The sequence below is a fragment of the Patulibacter sp. SYSU D01012 genome (assembly GCF_017916475.1).
GTDB lineage: Bacteria > Actinomycetota > Thermoleophilia > Solirubrobacterales > Solirubrobacteraceae > Patulibacter.
Map to the genome: position 1 here is coordinate 876,256 of NZ_JAFMTB010000001.1, position 22,117 is coordinate 898,372.

16 protein-coding genes are annotated in these 22,117 nt (G+C 73.9%); 5 read left to right on the forward strand and 11 right to left on the reverse strand.

What is annotated here, in order from left to right:
- Nucleotides 1–9 precede the first annotated feature (9 nt).
- Nucleotides 10–1,659: a RecQ family ATP-dependent DNA helicase gene (locus J3P29_RS03930; protein ID WP_210491729.1), complete on the forward strand. Its 1,650-nt coding sequence runs from the start codon at nucleotides 10–12 to the stop codon at nucleotides 1,657–1,659.
- A gap of 83 nt (nucleotides 1,660–1,742) precedes the next feature.
- Nucleotides 1,743–2,261: a DUF892 family protein gene (locus J3P29_RS03935; protein ID WP_210491730.1), complete on the forward strand. Its 519-nt coding sequence runs from the start codon at nucleotides 1,743–1,745 to the stop codon at nucleotides 2,259–2,261.
- Nucleotides 2,262–2,431: 170 nt separating this feature from the next.
- On the opposite strand, the gene J3P29_RS03940 is transcribed toward J3P29_RS03935, so the two are convergent.
- Nucleotides 2,432–2,959, reverse strand: a complete 528-nt coding sequence (locus J3P29_RS03940; protein WP_210491731.1) for a TasA family protein — start codon at nucleotides 2,957–2,959, stop codon at nucleotides 2,432–2,434.
- 301 nt (nucleotides 2,960–3,260) lie between these two features.
- Here J3P29_RS03940 and J3P29_RS03945 point away from each other — a divergent pair, with 301 nt between their 5' ends.
- Nucleotides 3,261–3,974 (forward strand): carboxymuconolactone decarboxylase family protein, encoded by a 714-nt coding sequence (locus J3P29_RS03945; protein ID WP_210491732.1) that lies wholly within the window; start codon nucleotides 3,261–3,263, stop codon nucleotides 3,972–3,974.
- Nucleotides 3,975–4,144: 170 nt separating this feature from the next.
- Here the strand turns inward: J3P29_RS03945 and J3P29_RS03950 are convergent, their stop codons facing one another.
- The 4 genes from J3P29_RS03950 to J3P29_RS03965 form a co-directional block, all read right to left on the reverse strand.
- A complete protein-coding gene (locus J3P29_RS03950) occupies nucleotides 4,145–6,295 on the reverse strand; it encodes a hypothetical protein (RefSeq protein ID WP_210491733.1) in 2,151 nt (716 codons plus the stop codon).
- Nucleotides 6,296–6,774: 479 nt separating this feature from the next.
- On the reverse strand, nucleotides 6,775–7,089 hold the full coding sequence (locus J3P29_RS03955; RefSeq protein WP_210491734.1) for a UBP-type zinc finger domain-containing protein: 315 nt from the start codon (nucleotides 7,087–7,089) through the stop codon (nucleotides 6,775–6,777).
- 14 nt (nucleotides 7,090–7,103) lie between these two features.
- A complete protein-coding gene (locus J3P29_RS03960) occupies nucleotides 7,104–8,522 on the reverse strand; it encodes an ATP-binding protein (protein ID WP_210491735.1) in 1,419 nt (472 codons plus the stop codon).
- A complete protein-coding gene (locus tag J3P29_RS03965) occupies nucleotides 8,519–10,162 on the reverse strand; it encodes an FAD-dependent oxidoreductase (protein WP_349239803.1) in 1,644 nt (547 codons plus the stop codon). The genes J3P29_RS03960 and J3P29_RS03965 overlap by 4 nt, the downstream gene beginning before the upstream one ends.
- Nucleotides 10,163–10,552: 390 nt before the next feature.
- Here J3P29_RS03965 and J3P29_RS03970 point away from each other — a divergent pair, with 390 nt between their 5' ends.
- Both J3P29_RS03970 and J3P29_RS03975 read left to right on the forward strand, forming a co-directional pair.
- Nucleotides 10,553–11,461: a patatin family protein gene (locus J3P29_RS03970; protein ID WP_210491736.1), complete on the forward strand. Its 909-nt coding sequence runs from the start codon at nucleotides 10,553–10,555 to the stop codon at nucleotides 11,459–11,461.
- Nucleotides 11,462–11,692: 231 nt separating this feature from the next.
- Nucleotides 11,693–12,007, forward strand: a complete 315-nt coding sequence (locus J3P29_RS03975) for a hypothetical protein (RefSeq protein WP_210491737.1) — start codon at nucleotides 11,693–11,695, stop codon at nucleotides 12,005–12,007.
- Between the two features lie 54 nt (nucleotides 12,008–12,061).
- Here J3P29_RS03975 and J3P29_RS03980 read toward each other — a convergent pair whose 3' ends face one another.
- From J3P29_RS03980 to J3P29_RS04005, 6 genes are all read right to left on the reverse strand, one after another.
- Nucleotides 12,062–12,409, reverse strand: coding sequence for a GNAT family N-acetyltransferase (locus J3P29_RS03980; protein WP_210491738.1), 348 nt, complete (start codon nucleotides 12,407–12,409; stop codon nucleotides 12,062–12,064).
- Nucleotides 12,410–12,963: 554 nt separating this feature from the next.
- Nucleotides 12,964–14,460, reverse strand: a complete 1,497-nt coding sequence (locus J3P29_RS03985; RefSeq protein WP_210491739.1) for a hypothetical protein — start codon at nucleotides 14,458–14,460, stop codon at nucleotides 12,964–12,966.
- 284 nt (nucleotides 14,461–14,744) lie between these two features.
- On the reverse strand, nucleotides 14,745–15,704 hold the full coding sequence (locus J3P29_RS03990; RefSeq protein ID WP_210491740.1) for an SDR family NAD(P)-dependent oxidoreductase: 960 nt from the start codon (nucleotides 15,702–15,704) through the stop codon (nucleotides 14,745–14,747).
- 169 nt (nucleotides 15,705–15,873) lie between these two features.
- Nucleotides 15,874–16,077 (reverse strand): hypothetical protein, encoded by a 204-nt coding sequence (locus J3P29_RS03995; protein ID WP_210491741.1) that lies wholly within the window; start codon nucleotides 16,075–16,077, stop codon nucleotides 15,874–15,876.
- 578 nt (nucleotides 16,078–16,655) lie between these two features.
- Entirely contained in the window at nucleotides 16,656–17,954 is a 1,299-nt protein-coding gene (locus tag J3P29_RS04000) for an AAA family ATPase (protein ID WP_210491742.1), read from the reverse strand.
- A 131-nt stretch (nucleotides 17,955–18,085) separates the two neighbouring features.
- Nucleotides 18,086–20,980 (reverse strand): vitamin B12-dependent ribonucleotide reductase, encoded by a 2,895-nt coding sequence (locus J3P29_RS04005; protein ID WP_210491743.1) that lies wholly within the window; start codon nucleotides 20,978–20,980, stop codon nucleotides 18,086–18,088.
- Between the last annotated feature and the right edge of the window lie 1,137 nt (nucleotides 20,981–22,117).

The window sequence follows — 22,117 nt, forward strand, 5'->3', positions numbered from 1 at the left end:
GGATGCCCGGTGACCGCCTCCGTCGACGACCTGGCCCGCGACGTCCTCGGCATCGAGGAGCTGCGTCCCGAGCAGCGCGAGGCGCTGGACGCCGTCCTGGCCGGCCGCGACACGCTCGCGGTCATGGCCACCGGGTCGGGCAAGTCCGCGATCTACCAGCTGGCCGGGCTGAAGGCCGACGGGCCGACGATCGTCGTCTCGCCGCTCATCGCGCTGCAGCAGGACCAGGTGGAGGGGCTGGCCGAGGTGTCGGGCGACGCGGACCTGGCCGTCACCCTCAACTCGCAGATGGGCGCCCGGCAGCGCCGCGAGGCGCTCGAGGCGCTCGGCGACGGCCGCACCCGCTTCGTCCTGCTCGCGCCCGAGCAGCTGGCCAACGAGGAGGTCCTCGGCGAGCTGGCCGCCACCGGCCCGGCGCTGTTCGTCGTCGACGAGGCGCACTGCATCTCGGAGTGGGGGCACGACTTCCGCCCGGACTACCTGCGGATGGGCGCCGCCCGCACCGCACTGGCCGGCGACCGCGGGCCGCAGGGCCTGCCGGTGCTGGCGCTCACCGCCACGGCCGCCCCGCCGGTGCGCGAGGAGATCATCGAGCGGCTGCACATGGAGGACCCGGCGATCGTCGTCGGCGACTTCGACCGTCCCGAGCTGTGGCTCGAGGTGCACCGCTTCGAGGAGGAGCGGGCGAAGGACGACGCGCTGCTCGAGACGGTCGAGGCGACCGACGGCGCCGGCCTGGTCTACGTCGCCACCCGCCGCGCGGCCGAGGAGATGGCGGAGGAGCTGCGCCGCCGCGGCGTCGACGCCCGCCACTACCACGGGGGCATGCCGAAGGGCGAGCGCGAGGAGGTCCTGCGCGCGTTCGTGGACGACGAGATCCGCGTCGTCGTCGCGACGATCGCCTTCGGGATGGGCGTCGACAAGCCCAACGTGCGCTTCGTGCTGCACCACTCCCCGTCCGCGTCGCTGGACTCGTACCTGCAGGAGGTCGGCCGCGCCGGCCGCGACGGCGAGCCCGCGCAGGCGGTCCTCTTCTACCGGCCGCAGGACCTGGGGCTGCGCAAGTTCCAGGCGGGCGGCGGGCAGGTCGAGGCCGACGAGATCGAGCGCGTCGCCACCGCGGTGACGTCGTACGGCGACGCCGTCGACCCGGCGCGGATCGTCGAGGAGCTCGACATGACCGCCTCGCGCGTGACCACCGCGATCAGCCGCCTGGAGGACGCCGGGGCCGTGGACGTGCTGCCCGACGGCGAGGTGCAGCCGCTCGCGACGCCGGACGACATCGAGCAGGCCGTGGAGGAGGCCGCCGAGGCCGGCGAGCAGCGCCACCAGTACGAGGAGTCGCGCCTGGCGATGATGCGCACCTACGCCGAGACGCGCGACTGCCGGCGCGAGGTGCTGCTGTCGTACTTCGGCCAGGAGTTCCACGGGCCGTGCGGGGCCTGCGACAACTGCGCCGAGGGCCGGGTGGACGAGGACGACGACACCCCGCGCCCGTTCCCCGTCGGGGCGCGCGTGCGTCACGGCGAGTGGGGGATCGGCGTGGTCCAGCGCTACGGCGAGGACCAGATGACGGTGCTCTTCGAGGACGCGGGCTACAAGACGCTCGGCGTCGACCTGGTCGTCGAGCGCGGGCTGCTCACCCCCGCCGAGGACTGATCCGCCCGGACGCGCATGGTCCGCGGGGGCGTCGGGTAGCCATGCGCGAGCAGGCACCCCGAACCCCCGGAAGGAGCCAGACCATGGCCGACGATCAGGTCGAGCGGAAGCTCGTCGACTACATCGAGGACAACCACGCGATGGAGCGCAACGTCAAGCGCATGCTGGAGTCGATGATCTCCACGCAGAAGGACGAGCGGATCCTCGCGGACCTCAAGCACCACCACGAGGAGACGGACCGCCACATCGAGCTGCTCGAGGAGCGGCTCGCCGCCCACGGCAAGGGCGCCTCCACCCGCAAGGACCTGCAGGCCCTCGGCGGCGCCTTCGGCAAGGGGCTCGTCGACCTGTTCCGCGGCGACAAGGAGGGCAAGAACATGCGCGACGCGTACGTGACCGAGCACCTCGAGATCGCCGCGTACCAGCTGCTCGAGCGCCTGGCCGACCGCGCCGGCGACGGCGAGACTGCCGCGGTCGCGCGGACCATCCGCGCGGACGAGGAGGCCATGGCCCGCAAGATCGACCAGACGTGGGACATCGTGGTCGACCAGACGCTGAAGGACGAGGGCGTGCCGGTCGCCGGCGGCGCCCAGCAGGGCTGAGGCCGGCCGTCGCCCTCGCCGGCCACGGCCCTGTTCCGACCGCGCGTCCCCGCGGCCGGGGCCACGAAGGGGCGCCCTCGGGCGTCCCTTCCGCGTTCGGCCGCGCGGGAACGCGAGAGCGCCCCGCCGGGGTCGGCGGGGCGCGGCGCGTCAGCGGGTGCTGCGGAGGATCAGGCGGTGGGGGTGGCGGTCCACTCCAGGTCGCTCGTCGCGCTCTTGCCCTGGTCGGCGTTCGGCGCCGACGTGGCGAGCGTGACGGTGACGCGGTAGGTGTGGGCCTCGCCGGCCGCGAAGGAGCCGAGCGTCTTGCTGCCGAGGCCGCCGAGGTCGCCGGTGTAGACCGTCTTCGGCGCGGAGGCGACGGTGACGTCCTCGATCTTCAGCGCGAGCGAGCCGGCGGAGAAGCCGTTCTGCGCGTTGGTCTCCGCCAGCTTGAAGTCGCCGGCGAGAGTGCCGGTGTTCTTGATCGTGACCTCGCCGGTCTTCGTGTCGCCGGGCTTGAGGTTCGCGCCCGTGACGACCGCGGCGCCGTCCTTGGAGTTGCTCTGCAGGAGGGTGCCCGAGGTGAAGGTGTTGGCGGCGTTGGCGGTCTTCGAGGTGAAGGTCGCGCCGGAGCCGACGGCCACGCCGGCGGCGGCGAGGACCATCGTCAGGGTGGCGATCAGGCGGCGGGGGTGACGGAGCAGGGCGGTCAGCATGGGGATGGGTCCTCGGTGCGGGGTGCGGGGGAGATCGGGGCCGGCGCGGTGGGCGCTGCGGCCATGGACGGGAGGATGCGCCCGGCCGGTCGCAGCCTCGCGTCGCCGTCGTGTCGTCTCCGTATCGGCGTTTCGCAACGCTCGCGGCCCGGTCCGCCGCGCCCGACGCGTGGCGCCGGCGAGCGCGAGGGGCGCGATTCGCCCGGGGGCTGCAGGTCTCGGGACCCCGCCGCTGAGGCTCCGCGCGTCGCGTCCGGCGCGCGCCTGCGTCGGGCGGGGCGCGGGCGGGTACCGTCGGCCCATGACCGGCTCGCCGCCCGACGCTCCCGACCCCGCGGCGGCCGGCGATCCCGGCGCGTCGCCCGACGGGCCGGGCCCCGCCGTGGCCGGCGACCCCGGCACGTCGCCCCACGTTCCGGGCCCCGCCGTGACGGGCGACCCCGCGGCAGCGCTGCCGCCGCGGATCCCGCCCGGCGGTGTGCGCGCGATCGGCGTGCGGGGCGCGGTCACCGTCCGCGCGCTCGGTCTGGCGATGGGCACGGCGCGGCCCAACCTGTTCGCGACGGTCGCCCGCCACCCGCGGCTGTTCCGCGGCTGGCTGCGCTTCGCGGCGCGCCTGATGCCGCGGGGCCGCCTGCGCCGCCGCGACACCGAGCTGGTGATCCTGCGCGTCGCGCACCTGCGCGGGTCCACGTACGAGCTGGAGCACCACGAGCGCCTGGGCCGCCATGCGGGGCTGACGGAGGACGAGCTGCTGCGCGTCGTCGCCGGCCCGGCCGCCCCGGGCTGGAACGACCGGGACCGCGCGCTGCTCCTCGCCGCGGAGGACCTCGTCCTGGCCGGCGACCTCGACGACGACACCTGGTCGCTGCTGCGGTCCCACCTGGACGAGGCGGAGGCGATCGAGCTGCTCTTCCTCGTCGGCCACTACGACCTGCTGGCGACGGTCATCCGCACGCTGCGGATCGCCCCGGACCACCCGGGCCCGCTGCCGCGGGCACTGCGGCGCCGGTAGGGCGCGGGGCGCCTGGAAGGGCCGGCGGCGCCGGGCGCCGGGTGTCGGATCGTCGTCGCCCTCCGACCACGATCCGACACAGGACCCGGTCTCGCGCCCCCGGCCGCCCCCGCGTGTCGGATCACCGTCGCCCTGCGACGACGATCCGACACAGGACCCCGCCCGGCCCCTCAGATCGCCCGGTCGAGCCCCTCGACCCTCACGTCCCAGTCGCGCGGGAAGCCCGGGGCGTGGCCCTCGCTGCCGTCCCACCCGCGGGCCATGAGCGCCACCGCGTAGAGCAGGCCGCCGGACGCCGGGAAGTACGGGACCGGCACGCTGCTGCCACCGGTCGGCATCCCGTTGTCGCGGAACCGGAACTGGTCGTGCAGGAGCAGCTCGACGGCGCGCTCGGGGCGGCCCAGGCGGGCGGCGTTCATCGCCATCATCGGGAAGTCCCAGCCCCACATCTCGTCGAGCTTCCAGACCGCGTCGATCTTGTCGGTCGTGCGGGCCGCCACCTTCGGGTCCACGCCGTCGCCCGGCAGCCAGCCGAGGATGCCGGTCAGCGCCGGGTGCTCGAAGTTGAACTTCGACCACATGTCCTGCACGCCCTCGTACAGGACGTAGCGACCGTCCTCCTGGGGCAGCGGCGCCAGCCCGTCCAGGACGCGCTGCCACCGCGGGTGCGGCTTCATCCCCAGGCGCCGGCGCCACTCCTGGGCCAGCCGCAGGCCGAAGCGCCAGTAGGAGAGCTCGAACGCCGGGTTCTTCGTCTCCTTCGGCTTCGTGTTCTCGGACACCGGGTAGAGCGGCGGGCCGAGGACGTACTCGCCGTCCTCGCGGTGGGCGAACGACGCCATGAAGTCGGCGGTCGCGAAGACGACGTCCCGCCAGCGCAGCAGCGTGCGCCGGCCCGGGTGCGCGCGGTGGTCGAGCTCGGCGAAGAAGATCGGGTGCGGCTGCTGCCAGATCAGGGTGGCGTTGATCTCGCCCGGCGCCTGGGCGCCGCTGGGATCGGTCATCTTCGGCCAGCGGGCGCCGCGGTAGCCCTGGTCGCGCGCCAGCGCGCGGGCCTTCGGCAGGAAGCGGTCGTAGACGTCGAGGCTGCGGCGCAGCAGCGGCCAGCGGTTCCACAGCGCGAAGTGCGCGCCGTGCCACCAGTACATCTCCATGTGGAACTTGCCGTACCAGCCGTCGTTCGCCAGCCCCGACTCCTGCGGCGGGGTGGACCCGGCGCCGTTGACCGCGGTCAGGTACTGGCTGAGCACGATCCGGCGCTCGAGCTCCTTCCAGCGCCGGTCCCGGCTGCCGGACAGGTCGATCGCGCCGCCCGAGCGCCAGAACCGCGGCCAGCGCGCGGCCGACGCCCGGGCGACCGCGGCGGCCTCGGGCACGTCACGCTCGGCGGTGCGGGAGAAGAGGGCGGTCAGGCGGAGCTTCGCGCCCGTGCCGGTGACGACGTAGCGGTGCCGCGCGTCGCCGTCCCGCGCGACGGTGCCGCCGGCCTGCCAGCGCAGGCCGACGTGGTACGTCAGATCGTCCATCGCGTGCGTGATCCGCGCGCTACGGCGCCCGTCCCCGACGCGGCCGAGCGTCGACGCGTGCGCGTCCGGCCGGTCGTAGGCGCCGACGGCGGGGGCCGCGAACTTGAGCTTGCTGCTCTCGCCGCTCGTGTACGGCAGCTCCAGGAACACCCGCAGGCGGTCCTGGGCGATCAGCCGCGAGTCGATCCGCACCGCGAGCGCGTCGACGTGCGGGTGACACGACGTCTCGACCCGTACGGTCTCGCCGTCCAGGCGGAACGTGCTGGTGAGCACGCCGGTCCACAGGTCCAGCCGCTGCTCGCGGTGGGTGAGGTCGTCCTCGGTGGCGGGGCGCCCCGCCTTCGTGGTCAGCACCAGGCCGACCCGCCCGAGGTTGGCGCGGTTCGGCGAGCCGATCAGCCACTGCGAGATCGCGGGGTGCGCGGGATCCGGCATCGCGTACCGGACGGGACGGCCGTGGGTGTCCCACGTCTGGCCCTGGAAGTCGCTGGGCTTCGTGCCCGCGGGGAGCGGATCGCGGTGCCAGCCCCAGTCCGAGAGCGTGGCGTAGGCCTGGAACGTCTGCAGGCCTGTGACGTCGGCGCCGAAGGCGAACCGGCCGTTGCCGACCTGCAGCGGCGTCTCGGGATCGCTCTTCCGCCGCACGACCGCGTGCCGGGCGACCACGGCCCGCCGGTCGATCCGGTCGTCCCGGCCGCGCTCGCGCGTCGCGGCGCGGGCCGGAGTCGTGCCGAGCAGCGCGCCGCCGGCCGCCACCGCGGCGGTGCCCTTGGTGAAGCTCCGTCGGTCCATCATCGTCGTACCTCCTCGGGGGATCGCCGCGCCGCTCGGAGGGCGCGGCCGCAGCCCGGCCGCTCTGTGCGGGCGGTCACGGTCTGCGTGGTCGACGGTAGTCGGTCGTGGTCGTTCTCGTCGACCCGACGTTTGGTGGTGGTTGAACGTGGTCGTTCGGCCGGGGGGCGGCGGGGCGGGGCGGGGAGCGTTCCGTCTGCGGGGCCGAGCCGGCGGTGGCTGGCGGGGCGAACGCCGGGGGCCGGCCGGCGGGCGGCGTTGCGTTCCGGATCACCCACCTCCTGCCGCGGCGATCCGACACACGACCTCACACCGCAGCCGCCCGGCAACGCGTCCCGGATCACCCACGCCCTGCCGGGGCGATCCGACACACGACCCCGCACCGCGGCCGGCCGGCATCACGTGTCGAATCGCCCACGCCCTGCCGCGGCGATCCGACACACGACCCCGCGCCCCGGCCCGCGCCCCGCCGCTCGTCCCCCTCAGCCGCCCAGCGGCGACGGCGGGATCCGCGTCTGCCCGTGCACCTGCGGCAGGCCCAGGCCGACCTGGTCGACGTAGCACCAGGACCACGTCTCGCCCGGCTCGATCGAGCGGACGATGGGGTGGCCGGTGCCGGTCGCGTGGGCGGTGGCGTGGCGGTTGGGCGAGTCGTCGCAGCAGCCGACGTGCCCGCACTCCAGGCACAGGCGCAGGTGCAGCCAGGGGCTGCCGACGCGCAGGCAGTCCTCGCAGCCCGCCACCTCGGGCGGCAGCTCGGTGACGAGGACGTGGTCGGTGTGGGTGCAGCGGGCCATGGGGGACTCCCGGGTCAGCGGCCGCCGATGGGCAGGCGGACGTGGAAGACGGTGCGGCCGGGCTCCGTGTCGACGGACAGGGATCCGGCGTGCCGCTCGGCGACGATCCGCCAGGCGGTCGAGAGGCCCAGCCCGGTCCCGCGGCCGACCTCCTTCGTGGTGAAGAACGCGTCGAAGATCCGGTCGCGGACGTCGGCGGGGATGCCGGGGCCGTCGTCCTCGATCGCGACGACGGCGCAGCCCTCGTCGCGGCACGTGCGGACGGTGATGGTGCCGCCGCCGTCGGGGCGCGCCTCGGCCAGCGCGTCGATCGCGTTGGCGATCAGGTTCGTCCACACCTGGTTCAGCTCGGACCCGCTGCCCGACACGTTCGGCAGCTCGCGGTCGTAGTCGCGCACGACGGTGATCCCGGCGTGGCGGAGCTTGTGGCCCAGCACGACGAGCGTCGTCTCCAGGCCCTCGTTCAGGTCGACCTCGACGGTCTCGCCGTGGTCGAGGTACGCGTACGACTTCACCGCGCCGACGAGCTCGGACACGCGGCCGACGGACTCGCGCACCTCGGACACGAGCGCGCGCGAGGTGATCGCCGCGGCCACCCACGCGACGGCGGCGTCCAGCGCCGGGCCGGCGAGCGCGGCGGCGCGGTCGATCCATGCGGCGTCGACGCCGGCGCGGGCGAGCGGCTCGGCGTGGCGCCACGCCTCGGCGACGCCGCGCGCCTCGAGCAGGTCGAGCACCTCGTCCTCGGCGTCGGCGGCGTCGAGGGCGTCGAGCGCGGTGCGGCTCTCGGCCACCGCGATCGCCCGGTCGTGCAGCTCGACGAGCCCCATCGCCGCCTCGCGCTCCACCCCGGCGTGCACGAAGCGGGAGAGCGCGCTCGAGACCGACCGCAGCGTCTCGTCGAGCTGCGTCGCCGCGCTCTGCGCCGCGGCGGCCGGGTTGTTCAGCTCGTGCGCCAGCCCGGCCGCCATCGTGCCGAGCGACGCCAGGCGCTCGCGGTCCTGCTCCATCGCCGTCAGCCGCGAGACGACCGGGGCGATCGCGTTGATGACCTTGGAGTGGACCGGGGGATGGGCGAAGGCGAGGCGGCGGAAGTCGGCCCCGGTCACCGTGGCCACCCGCATCCCGGTCTCGGCGGTCATCCGCACGCCGTACGGCTGGTCGGTGAGCACCGCGATCGCGCCGATCCACGTCGGCGCCTCGTGGGTGCTGACCGGGTCGGCGCGGTCGCCGTCCACCAGGTAGGCGCGGGCGCTGCCGGTCAGCAGGAACGTGACGCCCGTCGGCACGCCGGTGGTGTCGGCCAGCTTCTCGCCCGGCGCGACGTCGCGCACCCGCGAGACGGCCAGCCACTCGCCCAGCTCGTCGTCCGTCAGCCCGTCGAACAGGTCGAGCGCGCGCAGCTCGTCGAGCGTCAGCGGCGGGGCGCTCATGCGTCGACGAGGTACTGGTGGACGAACGAGACGGCCATCGAGCCCTCGCCGACGGCGCTCGCGACCCGCTTGATCGAGCGCGAGCGGACGTCGCCCGCGACGAACACGCCCGGCACCGTCGTCTCGAGCAGGAACGGGTCGCGCGGCAGCGGCCAGCCGTGCTCGGCGGCGTCGCGGCCGGCGAGCAGGAACCCGTGGTCGTCGCGCTCGACGACGCCGTCGAGCCAGTCCGTGCGGGGCCGGGCGCCGATGAAGACGAAGCACGCGTCGACGTCGAGCGGCGCCTCCTCCGTGCCGCCGTCCTCGGCCGTCGTGCGGACGACGAGGCGGCGCAGGCGCCCGTCCTCGCCCTGCGCCTCGACGGCCTGGCTGCGCGTGCGGACGTCGACGTTCTCCAGCCCCTCGAGCCGCTCGACGAGGTAGTGCGACATCGACGCCTCCAGGCTGGGCCCGCGGACGAGCATCGTCACCTGGCGCGCGTACTCGCTGAAGTAGACCGCCGCCTGGCCGGCCGAGTTGGCGCCGCCGATGACGACGACGTGCTGGTCGCGGCAGGAGCGCGCCTCGGTCAGCGCGGCGCCGTAGTAGATGCCGGCGCCCGTGTGCTCCTGGAAGCCGGGGGCGTCGAGCTGGCGGTACGAGACGCCGGTGGCGACGATGACGCAGCTGGCCGACAGGGTGCGTCCGCCGGACAGCTCGACGACGCGGCCGGCGCCCTCGGCCCGCAGACCGACGACGTCCTGCACCGTCAGCAGCTCGGCGCCCAGGCGGCGCGCCTGGTCGGTCGCGCGGCGCGCCAGGTCCGATCCCGACAGCCCGACGGGGAAGCCCAGGTAGTTCTCGATCCGGCTGGACTGCCCGGCCTGCCCGCCGGGCGCCTCGCGCTCGACGACGACGGTGCGCAGGCCCTCGGACGCGCCGTAGACGCCGGCGGCCAGGCCCGCGGGGCCGGCGCCGACGACCACCAGGTCGTAGTGCTCCTGCGTCGGCTCGCTCGCCACGCCCAGGCGGTCGGCCAGCTCGAGCACCGTCGGACGCTCGAGCACCGTGCCGTCCTCGAGCAGCGCGACGGGCAGCCCGTCGGTCGTGACGCCGGCGACCGTCAGCAGCTCGCGCGCCTCGCCCTCGCGCTCCACGTCCAGCCAGCGGGCCGGGATGCGGTTGCGGGCCAGGAAGTCGCGCAGCTCGTGCGTCTCGCGCGAGAAGCGGTGGCCGATGATGCGCGTGCCGCCGGCCTCGAGCGCCGCGCCGGCCTCCCACGCCGCCAAGAGGTCGGCGACCACGGGGAAGAGGTTCTCCTCGGCCGGGCTCCACGGCTTGAGCAGGTAGTAGTCGAGCGCGACGTCGTTGATCGCGGCGATCGCGGCCTCGGTGTCGGCGTAGGCGGTGAGCAGGACGCGCTTGGCGTCGGGGACGACCTCCCGCGCGCGCGCGAGGTAGTCCGTGCCCGACATCGCCGGCATCCGCTGGTCGGCGACGAGCAGGGCCACCTGGTCGCCGCGGGTGCGCAGCTCGCGCAGCAGGTCCAGCGCCTCGGCGCCCGAGCCCGCGCGGACGATCCGGTAGTGCTCGCCGAATCCGCGACGCAGGTCGCGCGCCACGGCCGCCAGGACGCCGGGCTCGTCGTCGACCGCGACGATCGCGGGCCGGCGCTCGCGGGCCGGCGGGTCGAGCGGCGCCCCAGACGACGTGATCGCCGCCTCGCTGTTCGTCCCGTCCGTCACACGCGCCGCCTTCCGTCGGGCCGCCCGCGGGCGACCGGTGTGGCCGCCGTCGGCGGCCGATCTCGCGGCGAGAGCTTGTCGGGTCGCGGACGGACCGTCAACCGTCGGACGACGGTCGGCCGGGGCGTGCGCCGTCCGCCCGTGGCGGGCGCGCAGCGGGGGCCGGGCGGTGCCGAATCGGCAGGCCCCGGATCACGATGGCGGCATCCGCGGACCGGCGAGGGGCGCGAGGTGCGACGGTGGTCTCCCGGGACCGGCACGAGGGCCGGGGGGCGGACCGCCGGGTCCGCCTGGCAGGATCCGGGCATGGCCCCCCATCCCGTGCTCGCGGCGCTCCGCGACCGTCCCGCCGGCGCCCGCGTCGTCCTCGTCGTCGAGGGCGGCGGCATGCGCGGCGCGGTGACCGGCGGCATGGCGCTCGCCGTCCACGAGCTGGGCCTGGGCGGCGCGTTCGACGCGGTCTACGGCACCTCGGCGGGGGCGCTGAACGGCATGTGGCTCGTGTCCGGCCGCGTCGAGGACGGCGCGCAGACGTGGTGGGACCCGCGCCTGGTCCACACCCTCATCGATCCCAAGCGCGTGCTGCGCGGCGGGCGGATGGTCGACATCCGGACCCTCGTGGAGGAGCGGTACGAGGAGCTGAGCCCCGGCATCTTCGACGCCGTGCTCGCCCAGCCCACGACGCTGCACCCGATCGCCACGGACGTCGCCTCGGGCGAGGCCGTCGACCTGCGCCCGACCGTCCACGACGCCGCGTCGCTGCGGCGCGCGCTGCGGGCGTCCGCCGCGCTGCCGCTGCTGGCCGGCGGGCCGGTGCGGATCGGCGACCGCCGCTACTACGACGGCGGCCTGTCGGCGGCCATCCCCTTCCGCGCGGCGCTCGGCTCGGGCGCCACCCACGTCCTGGTCCTGCGCTCGCGGCGGGCCGGTGACATCACCCAGCCGCCGCACGGGCTGGGCGGCGCGCTGGTCGGCCGGCTCATGCACCGCCTGTCGCCGGCGGTGGGGCAGGCGTACGCCTCGCGCGCCGTCCGCGAGGGCGCCGACGAGCGCTTCCTCGCCGGCCACGACGGGCCGCCGACCGGCTCGCCGGCGATCCTCTCGATCCGCCCGCCGGCGGACTCCCCGGTGCCGAGCCGCACGGACCGCGATGTCGGCCGCGTCCGCGAGGCGCTCGAGGCCGGCCGCGCGGCGGCCCGCGCCGCGCTGGCGTAGGCCGCGGGCGAGCGCGGGCCGCGCAGCTGGCGTAGGCCGCCGGCGGGGTGCGCCGCGCAGTTGGCGCAGGCCCGCCGGCGGGGCGCGAGGGGGAAGGCGTCTGCGGCGCGGCAGGTCCGCCAACCGAACGGTTGACAGGCTAGGCGCGCGTCGTGCCCGCCGCTTGTACGATGCACGCGTGAAGACCCTCGACTGGCGTGCGGGCCTTCGGCATCGCGTACGCTATACACCGTGGGATACCTGACCAACGCGGCGCTGCTGTACGACCAGGCAGCGCAGCTCGAACGAGCGGCCGGCGCCCGCGAACGCGCCGCAGACGACCCCTCCGAGCAGCCCCACGAGCGCGACGTCCACCGGCGCCGCGCCAAGGAGCTGCGTCGCCACGTGAAGACGTTCAAGGACACCGCCGCCTGGTCCCTCACCCAGGCGCGCGTGTCCTACGCCCAGGACGGCTTCAGTCTCGACCGCACCGCCATGACCGACGCCTGGGAGGCGCTCCACGAGGAGCGCCACGCGGGTCGGACGGGCGAAGGCATGACGGCCTGAGGGCCCACGGGCAGGGGTGCCGGGACGGTCGCCGGCGCCCCGTCCGTGGGACGGTCAGGCCCGCAGGTGCAGCATCTCGCCGACGTCGGCGAACCCGGCGCGCGCGTACACGCGGCCGGTGGCCTCGTCCCCCGGGGTCAGCATCGCGGTCGTGACGCCGGCGGCGAACGCGCGGGCGAGCAGGTCGGCGGTGACCGCGGCGGCGATGCCGCGGCGGCGGTGGGGCGCCGCGACGGCGATGCCGACCAGCTCGGTGACGCCGTCGTGCGCCGGCAGGCACCCTCCGGCGCCGACGACGACCTCGCCGTCGCCCCGGGCGGCGACGGCCGGCGTGGTCAGCGCGGCGGCGCCGCGCGCGATCTCCTCGTCGTCCGGCTCCTCCCCGAACGCGCGGTGCTGCATCGCGACGAGCGCGCGCCGTGGCGGTGCCGGGTTCGGCGGCGGTCAGCGACACGCCGGCGGGCGGCGCGATCGACCGCTGGTCGCCGGCCGGGCAGGCCATGAGGGCCAGGCGCGCCTCGACGACGAAGCCGGCGGCGAGCAGCGCGGGCTCGACCGCGGGAGCCAGGGCGGGCAGGTACTCGAGCCGCGGGGTACGGTCGGCGCGGACGAAGGCGGCGCGCAGGGCGGCGACGTCGTCCGCGGTCGGCTCGGACCCGGCGTCGGGCAGCGCGTAGCTCGCGTAGGCGTGGTCGGTGTCGGGGTGTAGGCAGGCCGTGAACGGGCCCACGCGGTGGACGGTGCGCCCGTCGGCCGCGACGGTGCGCAGGTACTGCTGGAGTGCGGTGAGCACGGGGTGACCTCTGACGGTCGGGATGAACGCGGGCAGGGAGGACCGTGCGCCCCGGTGGGACGGACGGTCAGCGGGCCGTGTCGGCCAGGAGATGCCGGCGCAGATGCGTCAGAGGCGTCGGGCGGGACGGTACCACGGGGTGGTGCCCCGCCCGGCCCGGCGTTCAGCCGCGCGCGGCGCCGAGGCCCAGGACGGCCGCCAGGCCGAGCGCGCTGCGGGGCGCGTAGGCGGCGCGCCACAGGCCGCCGTGCACGGCGCCGTCGGCCTCGTCCTGCCAGGGATGCTCGTGGGCGGGGCGGCCGGCGCGCAGGTCGTGCACGAGCAGCGCGGCCATCAGCGTGTTGCTCGTCGACGGGTCGAAGACCTCGACGCCGAAGCGGTGCGCGCCCGCGTACGCCGCGGCGAGCGCGCGGTTCTTCACGACGGAGCGCGTGCGGGTCGGCGGCGCGACCTTGAACGAGACCGTGGCGCCGTCGTGCCGGGCGCTGACGGCGCGCCAGCGCTGCAGCCGCTTGGCGAGCGTGTAGTTCGGCCCCTGCTGGGGAACGAGCGTGTCGTTCAGCCCCGGGTCGCTGCCCGGCGCGTAGGGGCGCCGCAGCAGGCGGCCGGCGGACGCCATCCGCAGCGGCCGGCCGGCGGCCTTGGAGAGGGCGGAGCGCTCCTCGTACCGGCGGGTGGCGTGGTCGACCGCCGCGCCCGGCACGGCGAAGACGTCCGTGGGGGTCGCGAGGAAGGCGAGCGCCAGGTCGTCGCGCTCCTGCTGCAGACGGACCGTGAGGGCGTCGACGGCCACGGACACCCGCACGTTCGTGGCGCCGTCGGCGTAGACGTAGTTGCCCAGGACGAGCGGCTCGTCGACGCGGGCCAGCCACTCCGCGACGGCGGGCAGGTGGTGCAGCAGGTCGGCGCCGGCGTGGTCCGCCAGCCCCTTCCCGGTGTCGTCGGAGGTCGACACCGGGACGTGCAGGATCCCCGCGGAGCGCTCGGCGGTCTCCAGGACGCGGCGCCAGAGGGCCGGGCGGGGCAGGTCGACGGCGACGACCGTGGCGCCCCAGCGCAGCAGCGACGGCAGCGGTCCCATCTCGGCGCCGGCCCCCAGGACGGCGACCTGCTGCCCCTCGAGCGTCAGCCACTCCGGGTTCTCGGCGACGCGTCGCACGGCGTCGGCGGCGCTGGGCTCCATCACGCCGGACTCGGTCCAAGCGTCGAGCTGCCGCAGCAGCGCGTCGCCGCGCAGGCGGCCGCCGCGGTAGGGGAGGGACAGCTCGCGCTCGGGCTCCGCGGTGCCGGCGACGGTCGCCGTCCGCAGCGGGGCGGCGGGCGCGGCGGCGAGGGCCGTCGCCAGGTCGGTCTCGGCGCCGTCGGGCGTGACGACGCGCATCCGCTCGTGGACCGACGCCAGCCCGTCGCGCGCGACGGTGCGGGCGGCGTCCGGCGACTCCAGGCCCGCCTCGACGAGCCGCTTGAAGTGCTCGAGGTAGCCGGAGCGCCAGTTCGTCTCGTGCTCGGCCCCGCGAGCGCCGACCGGGTCGACGGCGCGCAGCGCGTCGGCGACGACCGCCCGGCCGAGCGCCGTGGTGCTGCGCGCGCCGTCGTCCGTGGCGGGGAAGACGACGCCGCTGGGGGCGTCGCCGCTGGGGCGGGTCTTCGCGGCGGCCATGGCGCGGGATGCAACCAGCGGGACGCCGGGACGGGAAGGGTGCCGCGGGGCGCGCCGGACGGGCGGGTGGTGCGCGCGGGGGCGGGGCCGTGAGGGGCCGGTTGGAGGCCGGGCGGTTGGGCGGCGTGCGTGCCGTGCGGGGGCGGCGCGCGGACGGGCAGCCGTGGCTGGGGCCGGGCGGGTGGGACCGGGCGCGCGGACACCGAGTTCGGGATACGGCCGCTATATCCGGCTCTATCCCGAACTCGACGACGAGCGCGTCCCGTCGCGTCCCGTCGCGCCCGTCAGTCGGCGAAGGCGTCCACGCCGGTCAGCTCGGCGGAGAGCGCCCACAGGCGCGGCGCCTGCTCGGGGTCGGTCGCGTAGGGTCGCACGCCGTAGGGCTCGTCGCCCTGCACGAGCTCGGCGACGTCGCAGTCCTCCAGGTACAGGCCGCCCAGGCCGTCGAGCTGCGGCGAGGTGGCGGCCCACGTCTGCGTCGCGGCGCCCTGCTCCGGCGTCTTGAAGCCGTCGCCGATCGTGTTGCCGTCCTCGTCGATCCAGCCGGACGCGACCATCTCCTCCTTCGGCAGGTGCCGCTGGAGCGGGGTCATGATGCCGCCGGGGTGCAGCGAGAAGGCGCGCACGCCGGCGCCCTGCCCGTACGCGTCGAGCTGCACCGCGAAGAGGGCGTTGGCGGTCTTCGCCTGGCCGTACGCCTGCCACTTGTCGTAGCCGTGCTCGAACATCACGTCGTCCCAGCGGATCGGCGACAGGCGGTGCCCGCGCGAGGACACGGCCACGACGCGCGCGCCGCCGTCCCGGGCCAGCAGCGGCCAGATGCGGTTGGTCAGGGCGTAGTGGCCCAGGTGGTTCGTCGCGAACTGCGACTCCCAGCCGGGCCCGATGCGCGTCTCGGGGTTGGCCATGATCGCGGCGCTGTTGATGAGGACGTCGACGCTGCGGTCGGCGGCGAGGAGCCGGTCGGCGAAGGCGGCGACGGAGTCGAGGTCACCGAGGTCGAGCGTGTCGACCTCGACGCGGTCCAGGCCGGCGAGCGCCTCGCGGGCGGCGTCGGGCCGACGCGCGGGGACGAGGACCTCGGCGCCCGCGCCGACGAGGGCCCGGGTCGTCTCCAGGCCCAGGCCGGAGTAGCCGCCGGTGACGACGGCGTAGGTGCCCGTCAGGTCGTGGCCGGCGAGGACCTCGGCGGCGGTCGTGCTGGCTCCGAAGCCGGAGCCGATCTTCTGCTGCTGCGTGCTCACGAGGAACACGCTAGGTGTTCGAGCGCGCTCCAAGTCAAGGGCTCCGGCCCCGACACGCGTCAAGGGACCGAGCCGCGGGAGCCCCACAAGCCGCGCGGTGCGGCGCGGTGCGGCGCCGGTGATGTGGCCGCCGACCGCGCGCGGCCGGCGGCGTTGTGGCCGTCCGGCGCTAGTGCATCCGCCAGTTCGGAGAGTGGTCCTGCAGGACGTCGTCGAAGTCCTGGCTGCTTCCGGCCACCGCGGCCTGGAAGAGGGTTCGGTCGATGCGACCCTGGTAGATCGGGACGCCGAGTCGGACGCACGTCGCGATGACGTCGATCCGCTTGACGCCCTCGGCGTCGGCGAGCTCTTCCGGGGTGAGGTGAACGGCCACGGTGGACTCCTGAGGTCGGGTGCTTCGGGCGATGTTCATCTCGGGTTGTAACGGGCTTGGCGGACGGGCGCAAGGCATCGCTTGTCCGGCTGCCTACGTTCGACGCCTCCGCCCAACCGGCGTGTCAAGCCGAGACGCGTCTCCGTACTGGGATACGTCGGTCCCCGATCTGAATGATTCGACGGTCGCGCAGCGACACCTTCGGTTGACGCGAGTGCCAGACCTCGGCAAAGATCGCTACGTCGGTAGGTAGGCCCTGGTCGATCATGAAGGTCGCCCCACGCCGCAACTGGCTTAGTGCCTTGGCGAATTGGCCGGAGGTCTTCAATTCGAGTACGTAGATCTTTCGCCGACTACCCTGAGTCGGTACCGCTACGGCATCGCAGTACTCCCCGGTGCGGTGCTTCACGCCTGGGCACCGCGTAGAAGCGTGGTGTTTCTCGATGAGAAAGTAGCGCCAGCCGGAGCCGGCGTCGGCCGTTACGCCGGCCTCGCTGACGGCTTTCGATGTCCAGCATGCGGCCCGATCACAGATCCGCTCTCGGCATGCCGCGTGGGTGTGCCGATCATCTCTAGCGCTAGTCACTTGCGTTCACGGCTGACGAGTATAGCCTGTCCGCTTCGTCGAACGCGGCCTCTGCAACGTCGGAGAATTGTTCGATGTCGAACCCGACCGAAGGGTCGACAGTTATCTCGCGGCCGTCGTATCCGCTTGTTCTCGTGGCGGGTCGCAGTTCGTACACGCGGAGTGGCACCTGGTTTGGGCGCCGCGCGGTCGCCGTGGATTGCAGCAGCGCGTTGCTGATTCCGGTGACAAAGAAGTCAGAGTGTGTGCCAATGACAAGACCGTTGATGTGGCCGCTCAGTTGGAACAGGACCGACGCTAGCTTGAGCTGATTCGCTGGATGTAGATGGGCCTCCGGCTCATCGATGAAGAGAAAATCGCGGGCCGTTAGACCGTGCTTGATGTAGAGAATCAGCGGCGCGAGTTCGGCAATCGAGGTGGCTGCTGTGTCGATTGGCCAGTGCTCGTTAACGCCCGCAGGAGAAAACTCAATCTGGCGGGCGTTTTGTTGCTCCACCATTCTGACGGACGCGTTAAGGAGCTCGCTTTCGAGCCTCGCGGCCGTATCGGGGGAGATGGCTGACGACTCCTTGGCGTCCAGATTTGCGAAGAACTGCAGGAAGTCGGCAGCTGTTCCCGGAATCTTGCCGACCGACGCGTGCTCGAAGTAACCCTTACCGAGCGCATGGATCAGGAGCGCGGAGAGAAGGCTCTGCATCTGGACGTAGCCCGAACGGCCCGCAGGCATGTAGACGCCTCGAGTTGCACTCTCACTGTTCAGCAAACGCAGAATGTGCGTCCGAGGGGGGTCGGCTTTGGCGATGTCCTCGGCCAGGGTGGTGAACGAGGGGAGCTTGTACTCTTCATTTCGGGTGTCTAGCTGGAGGCGCCCATTCCGCAGCCAGAAAACAAGGGTCCAGCTATCTCCGAAAGTTTCGCCAGATACGAGTATGCGCGGTGCCGCTCCATTGCCCGTTCTCCCTCTGCGAGGGAGCATGGTCAAGTCAGGGGTCCAGCACCGCTTGAGTTCGTCCGACAACGTGTCGCGGAAGAACTCGGCGAAGCGTGCAGCCAGTCTCGACGCATCGATAGCCTGCCCGTCGGCGTCGCGCGGCAGCCTGCCCCCGGTGGGATGGATCTGGTCCCACGCATCTATCAGTACGCGTCGCGCCGCGTCATCCTGGCTGCGAAGCGCCGCATAACTGGCGACTGACAAGGTCGTCTTCCCCGATGCATTGGGGCCGACGAGCACCGTGACTCCGGACAAGTCGATGTGGGCGCGCCGAATCGGCCCAATGTTGCGCAGCTCCACTCGCATACCTCCAGACTACATTCCGACCGAGTCCGAGTCGCGAAACAGCCAGTCGGGCTTCCGCTGCCCCGGACGACCGAGGGGCCGCTCGCGCGGCCCCTCAGGGACATCCGGTCGATGTCAGGTGCGGATCAACCGCAGCCGGTGTTGTTGCCGCAGCTCGAGCACGTGTAGCACGCGCCGGTGCGCTGCATCATGCCGCCGCACTCGCCGCAGACCGGGCCGAGCTCGATGTCGGCGCCGTGGGCCTGGACGCGCGCCGGGACGACCGGGGGCGTGTCCGTGGCCGCGTTCATCGGCGCCTGCTTGCCGGCCGGGGGCGTGACCGTGCCGGCCGCCGCCGTCGTGGCCGGGCCGATGGCGACCGGACCGGCGGTGTCGCCGTTCGTGCTCGTGGCGACCTCCGCCTGCTGGCGGTTGCGCACCTGGTCGGTGCGGATGCCGAGCTCCTCCTGGATGTCGGCGTCCAGGAAGCGGCTGGCGAGCCAGCGCATGAAGTAGTCCGGCATGGACTTCGCGAACGGGATCTCGGGGTTCGAGGTGATCCCCTCCGGCTCGAAGCGCATGTACGCGAACTTGCGCACGAGCGTCTCGAGCGGCACGCCGTACTGCAGCGCGATCGAGACCGAGGTCGCGAAGGAGTTCATCATGCCGCGGACGGCCGAGCCCTCCTTGCCGATGTCGGTCAGGAAGATCTCACCGACCGTGCCGTCCTCGTACATGCCGGCGGTGATGTAGCCCTCCTGGCCGCCGATCGAGAACTTGTGCGTGATCGACTGGCGCTCGCGCGGCATGCGGCGACGCGACGGGCCGAGCTCGGCGCGCAGGCGCGTCTCCGTCTCGGCGACGGCCTTCTGCACCGCCTCCTCGACGATCTGGTCCAGCTCGGCGCCGCCGACGACCCCGTCGGCGTCCTGCGCGTCCGTGCGCAGGGCCTGCGCCGTCTTCGAGCCGTCGCGGTAGATCGCGAGGGCCTTGACGCCCAGGCGCCAGGCCTCGGTGTACGCCTCGGCGATGTCCTCGACGGTCGCCGTCTTGGGCATGTTGACCGTCTTCGAGATCGCGCCCGAGAGGAACGGCTGCGTGGCGCCCATCATCTTGATGTGGCCCATGTGCGAGATCGCGCGCTCGCCGACCGCCACGTCGAACACCGACAGGTGCTCGTCCTTCAGGCCGGGGGCGCCGACGATCGAGCCGTGCTCGTTCGTGAAGGCGATGATCTGGTCGACCTGCTCGGGCGTGTAGCCGAGCTCCTTCAGCGCCAGCGGCACCGTCCGGTTGACGATCACCATGTTGCCGCCGCCGACGAGCTCCTTGTACTTGACGAGCGAGAAGTCCGGCTCGATGCCGGTCGTGTCGCAGTCCATGAGGAAGGAGATCGTGCCGGTCGGCGCCAGGACGGTCGCCTGGGCGTTGCGGTAGCCGTGCTCCTCGCCGAGCTCGACGGCCTCGTCCCAGACGCGCTGGGCGGCCGCGAGCAGCTGCGGGTCGTCGAACTGCGGGTCGTCGATCTCGTACGCGGCGTCGCGGTGCATCCGCATGACCGCGTTGTGCGGCTCGCGGTTCTCCTCGTACGCCTCGAACGGGCCCATCGCGCCGGCGATCTCGGCCGAGCGGCGGTACGCGCGGCCGGTCATCAGCGCGGTGATCGCGGCGGCGGTGGCGCGGCCGTGGTCGGAGTCGTACGGCATGCCCTTCGACATGAGCAGCGCGCCGAGGTTGGCGTAGCCCAGGCCGAGCTGGCGGAAGCGGCGGGCGTTCTTGCCGATCTCCTCCGTCGGGTAGCTCGACGGCCCGACGATGATCTCCTGCGCCAGGAGCATCACGTCGACGACGTGCTCGAACGTGTCGACGTCGAACGTGCCGTCGGCGCGGCGGAACTTCATGAGGTTCAGCGACGCGAGGTTGCACGCGGAGTCGTCGACGTGCATGTACTCCGAGCACGGGTTCGACGCGTTGATGCGGCCGCTGTTCGGCGACGTGTGCCAGCGGTTGATCGTCGTGTCGTACTGGATGCCCGGGTCGGCGCAGCGCCAGGCGGCCTTCGCGATCTCGTTCATGAGCTCGCGGGCGTCGTACTTCGGCGTGGCGACCTCGCCGGCCTCGGTGTTGCGCGGCGTCGTCTGCCACTCGCGGCCCTCGACGACGGCCTCCATGAACTCGTCGGTCACGCGGACCGAGTTGTTCGCGTTCTGGTACTGGATCGAGGTGAAGCCGTCACCGTCGATCGACATGTCGAACCCGGCCTTGGCCAGGGCCTCGGCCTTGTCCTCCTCCTTGGCCTTGCACTGGATGAACTCCAGGATGTCCGGGTGGTCGACGTCGAGGACGACCATCTTCGCGGCGCGGCGGGTCTTGCCGCCGGACTTGATCGTGCCGGCCCAGGAGTCGGCGCCGCGCATGAAGGAGACGGGGCCCGAGGCCGTGCCGCCCTTGGACAGCGGCTCCATCGAGCCGCGGATGTTCGACAGGTTGATGCCGGACCCGGAGCCCCCGCGGAAGATGCGGCCCTCCTTCGTGTTCCACTCGAGGATCGAGTCCATCGAGTCGTCCACGGAGAGGATGAAGCAGGCCGAGCACTGCGGGGAGTCCTCGAAGCCGACGTTGAACCAGACGGGCGAGTTGAACGCCGCGATCTGGTTGAGCAGGATGTACGTCAGCTCGGCCTCGAACGTGTCGCCGTCCTCGGGGGTGGCGAAGTAGGAGAGGGAGCGGCCCCAGTCGGCGATCGTGCCGGCGACGCGGCCGACCATCTGCCGCACGGAGGACTCACGCGCGGGCGTGTCGATCTGGCCGCGGAAGTACTTCTGCGAGACGATGTTCGTGGCGTTCTGCGACCACGACTTCGGGAACTCGACGCCGTTCTGGCGGAAGGCGGGCTTCTCGGGGTTGCCGATGACGGCGTCGCGGATCTCCCACTCGATCTGGTCGAACGGGTGGACCCCCGGGGTCGTGAAGCGGCGACTGACGCGCAGCGCCTGCTCCGCGCCGGTGTCGCTGATGATGGGCGAGTTCGCCGAATCCATTGCCTGCCTGCAGTTCCTCTGGGATTGCCGTGCTGGGTAGCGGTCCCGGATGTCGGTCGGCGTCCGTTCTCACGGAGGCAGGCCGCCCGGGCGAAGGTCGTTTCCCCCGGCTCCGCGCGGCTGGCGCGGAGGCGACGGAGGAACACCTTGACGCACCCGGATGACGGAACGAGGCCGATCCGGAGCGATTCCGACCCCTGCGGGTGGAGACCGCCTGCAAATGGCCGCAGAAAAAATCTTCGGCCCGCCGTTCGTCCATCGAGGGCGGTGTGGACGGTATGCACATTCTACGCCACGGAGGTGCTCCCCGGCGGTGGTATGAGGCCCCGCGCGGGCGCCCGATCCGGGCCCCGTGGGCGGGCCCGGGAACGGCGTTCCGCGTCGGATGCGCGTCCAGCGGCGACCTGCGGCACGGTGCGCCAGGCGAGGGATCGGGTGCCCGAGCCGCGCGCGGGGGAGGACGAGGCGGGGCGGCGGCCGCAGGTGGCGGGCCCCCGCGCTCGGCGGGGCGGATTCGCGCCCGGCGGGGCGAGCGGGGCGAGGCGAGGCGCGGCGCGGCGAGGCGAGGCGCGGCGGGGCGAGGCGCGGCGCGGGGGCGCGGGGGCGCGGGGGCGCGGCGCGGGGCGCGGGGGCGGGCCGGCCGTGGGGCGGGGCAACGACCGCGGTGAGGCACGTTGCGGTCATGGCGGGGCGGAACGCGCGGGTGAGGCGGATCGATGCTGGCCCTCAGCCCCGACCCGCCTCGCCAGCGGAAGCCGCCTCGCCGGGTGCGGCCTGCCGCCTCGCCATCCGGCAGAGCCGCCTCGCCAACCGGCGGAAGCCGCATCGGCGGCGGACCCTCTCGACGGCAGCGCCGTGCCGCCGCGACGGCGCCATGGGTCGCGGCCCGCCGGCCCGGGCCCCCGTCGACCGCCTTCGCCCGCCGCTGCCGGCCCTTCGCTTGGGCCGGCGCCCGCTTGGGCCGGCGCCCGCCTGAGCCGGCCCCCGCCTGAGCCGGCCCCCGCCTGAGCCGGCCCCCGCCTGGGATGCCGCCCGCCTGAGCCGGCCCCCGCCTGGGATGCCGCCCGCCCGAGTCGGCCCCCGCCTGGGTGCCGCCCGCTTGGGCGGCGCCCGCCTGGGCCGGCGCGACCCGCCGCC

Excerpts from the sequence above, each read along its gene's own strand:
- J3P29_RS03960 (WP_210491735.1), bottom strand. The coding sequence starts at position 8,522 with ATGAGCGCCCCGCCGCTGACGCTCGACGAGCTGCGCGCGCTCGACCTG.
- J3P29_RS03935 (WP_210491730.1), top strand. The coding sequence starts at position 1,743 with ATGGCCGACGATCAGGTCGAGCGGAAGCTCGTCGACTACATCGAGGAC.
- J3P29_RS03945 (WP_210491732.1), top strand. The coding sequence starts at position 3,261 with ATGACCGGCTCGCCGCCCGACGCTCCCGACCCCGCGGCGGCCGGCGAT.
- J3P29_RS03985 (WP_210491739.1), bottom strand. The coding sequence starts at position 14,460 with ATGGCCGCCGCGAAGACCCGCCCCAGCGGCGACGCCCCCAGCGGCGTC.
- J3P29_RS03980 (WP_210491738.1), bottom strand. The coding sequence starts at position 12,409 with ATGCAGCACCGCGCGTTCGGGGAGGAGCCGGACGACGAGGAGATCGCG.
- J3P29_RS03970 (WP_210491736.1), top strand. The coding sequence starts at position 10,553 with ATGGCCCCCCATCCCGTGCTCGCGGCGCTCCGCGACCGTCCCGCCGGC.
- J3P29_RS03940 (WP_210491731.1), bottom strand. The coding sequence starts at position 2,959 with ATGCTGACCGCCCTGCTCCGTCACCCCCGCCGCCTGATCGCCACCCTG.
- J3P29_RS04005 (WP_210491743.1), bottom strand. The coding sequence starts at position 20,980 with ATGGATTCGGCGAACTCGCCCATCATCAGCGACACCGGCGCGGAGCAG.
- J3P29_RS03955 (WP_210491734.1), bottom strand. The coding sequence starts at position 7,089 with ATGGCCCGCTGCACCCACACCGACCACGTCCTCGTCACCGAGCTGCCG.
- J3P29_RS03950 (WP_210491733.1), bottom strand. The coding sequence starts at position 6,295 with ATGATGGACCGACGGAGCTTCACCAAGGGCACCGCCGCGGTGGCGGCC.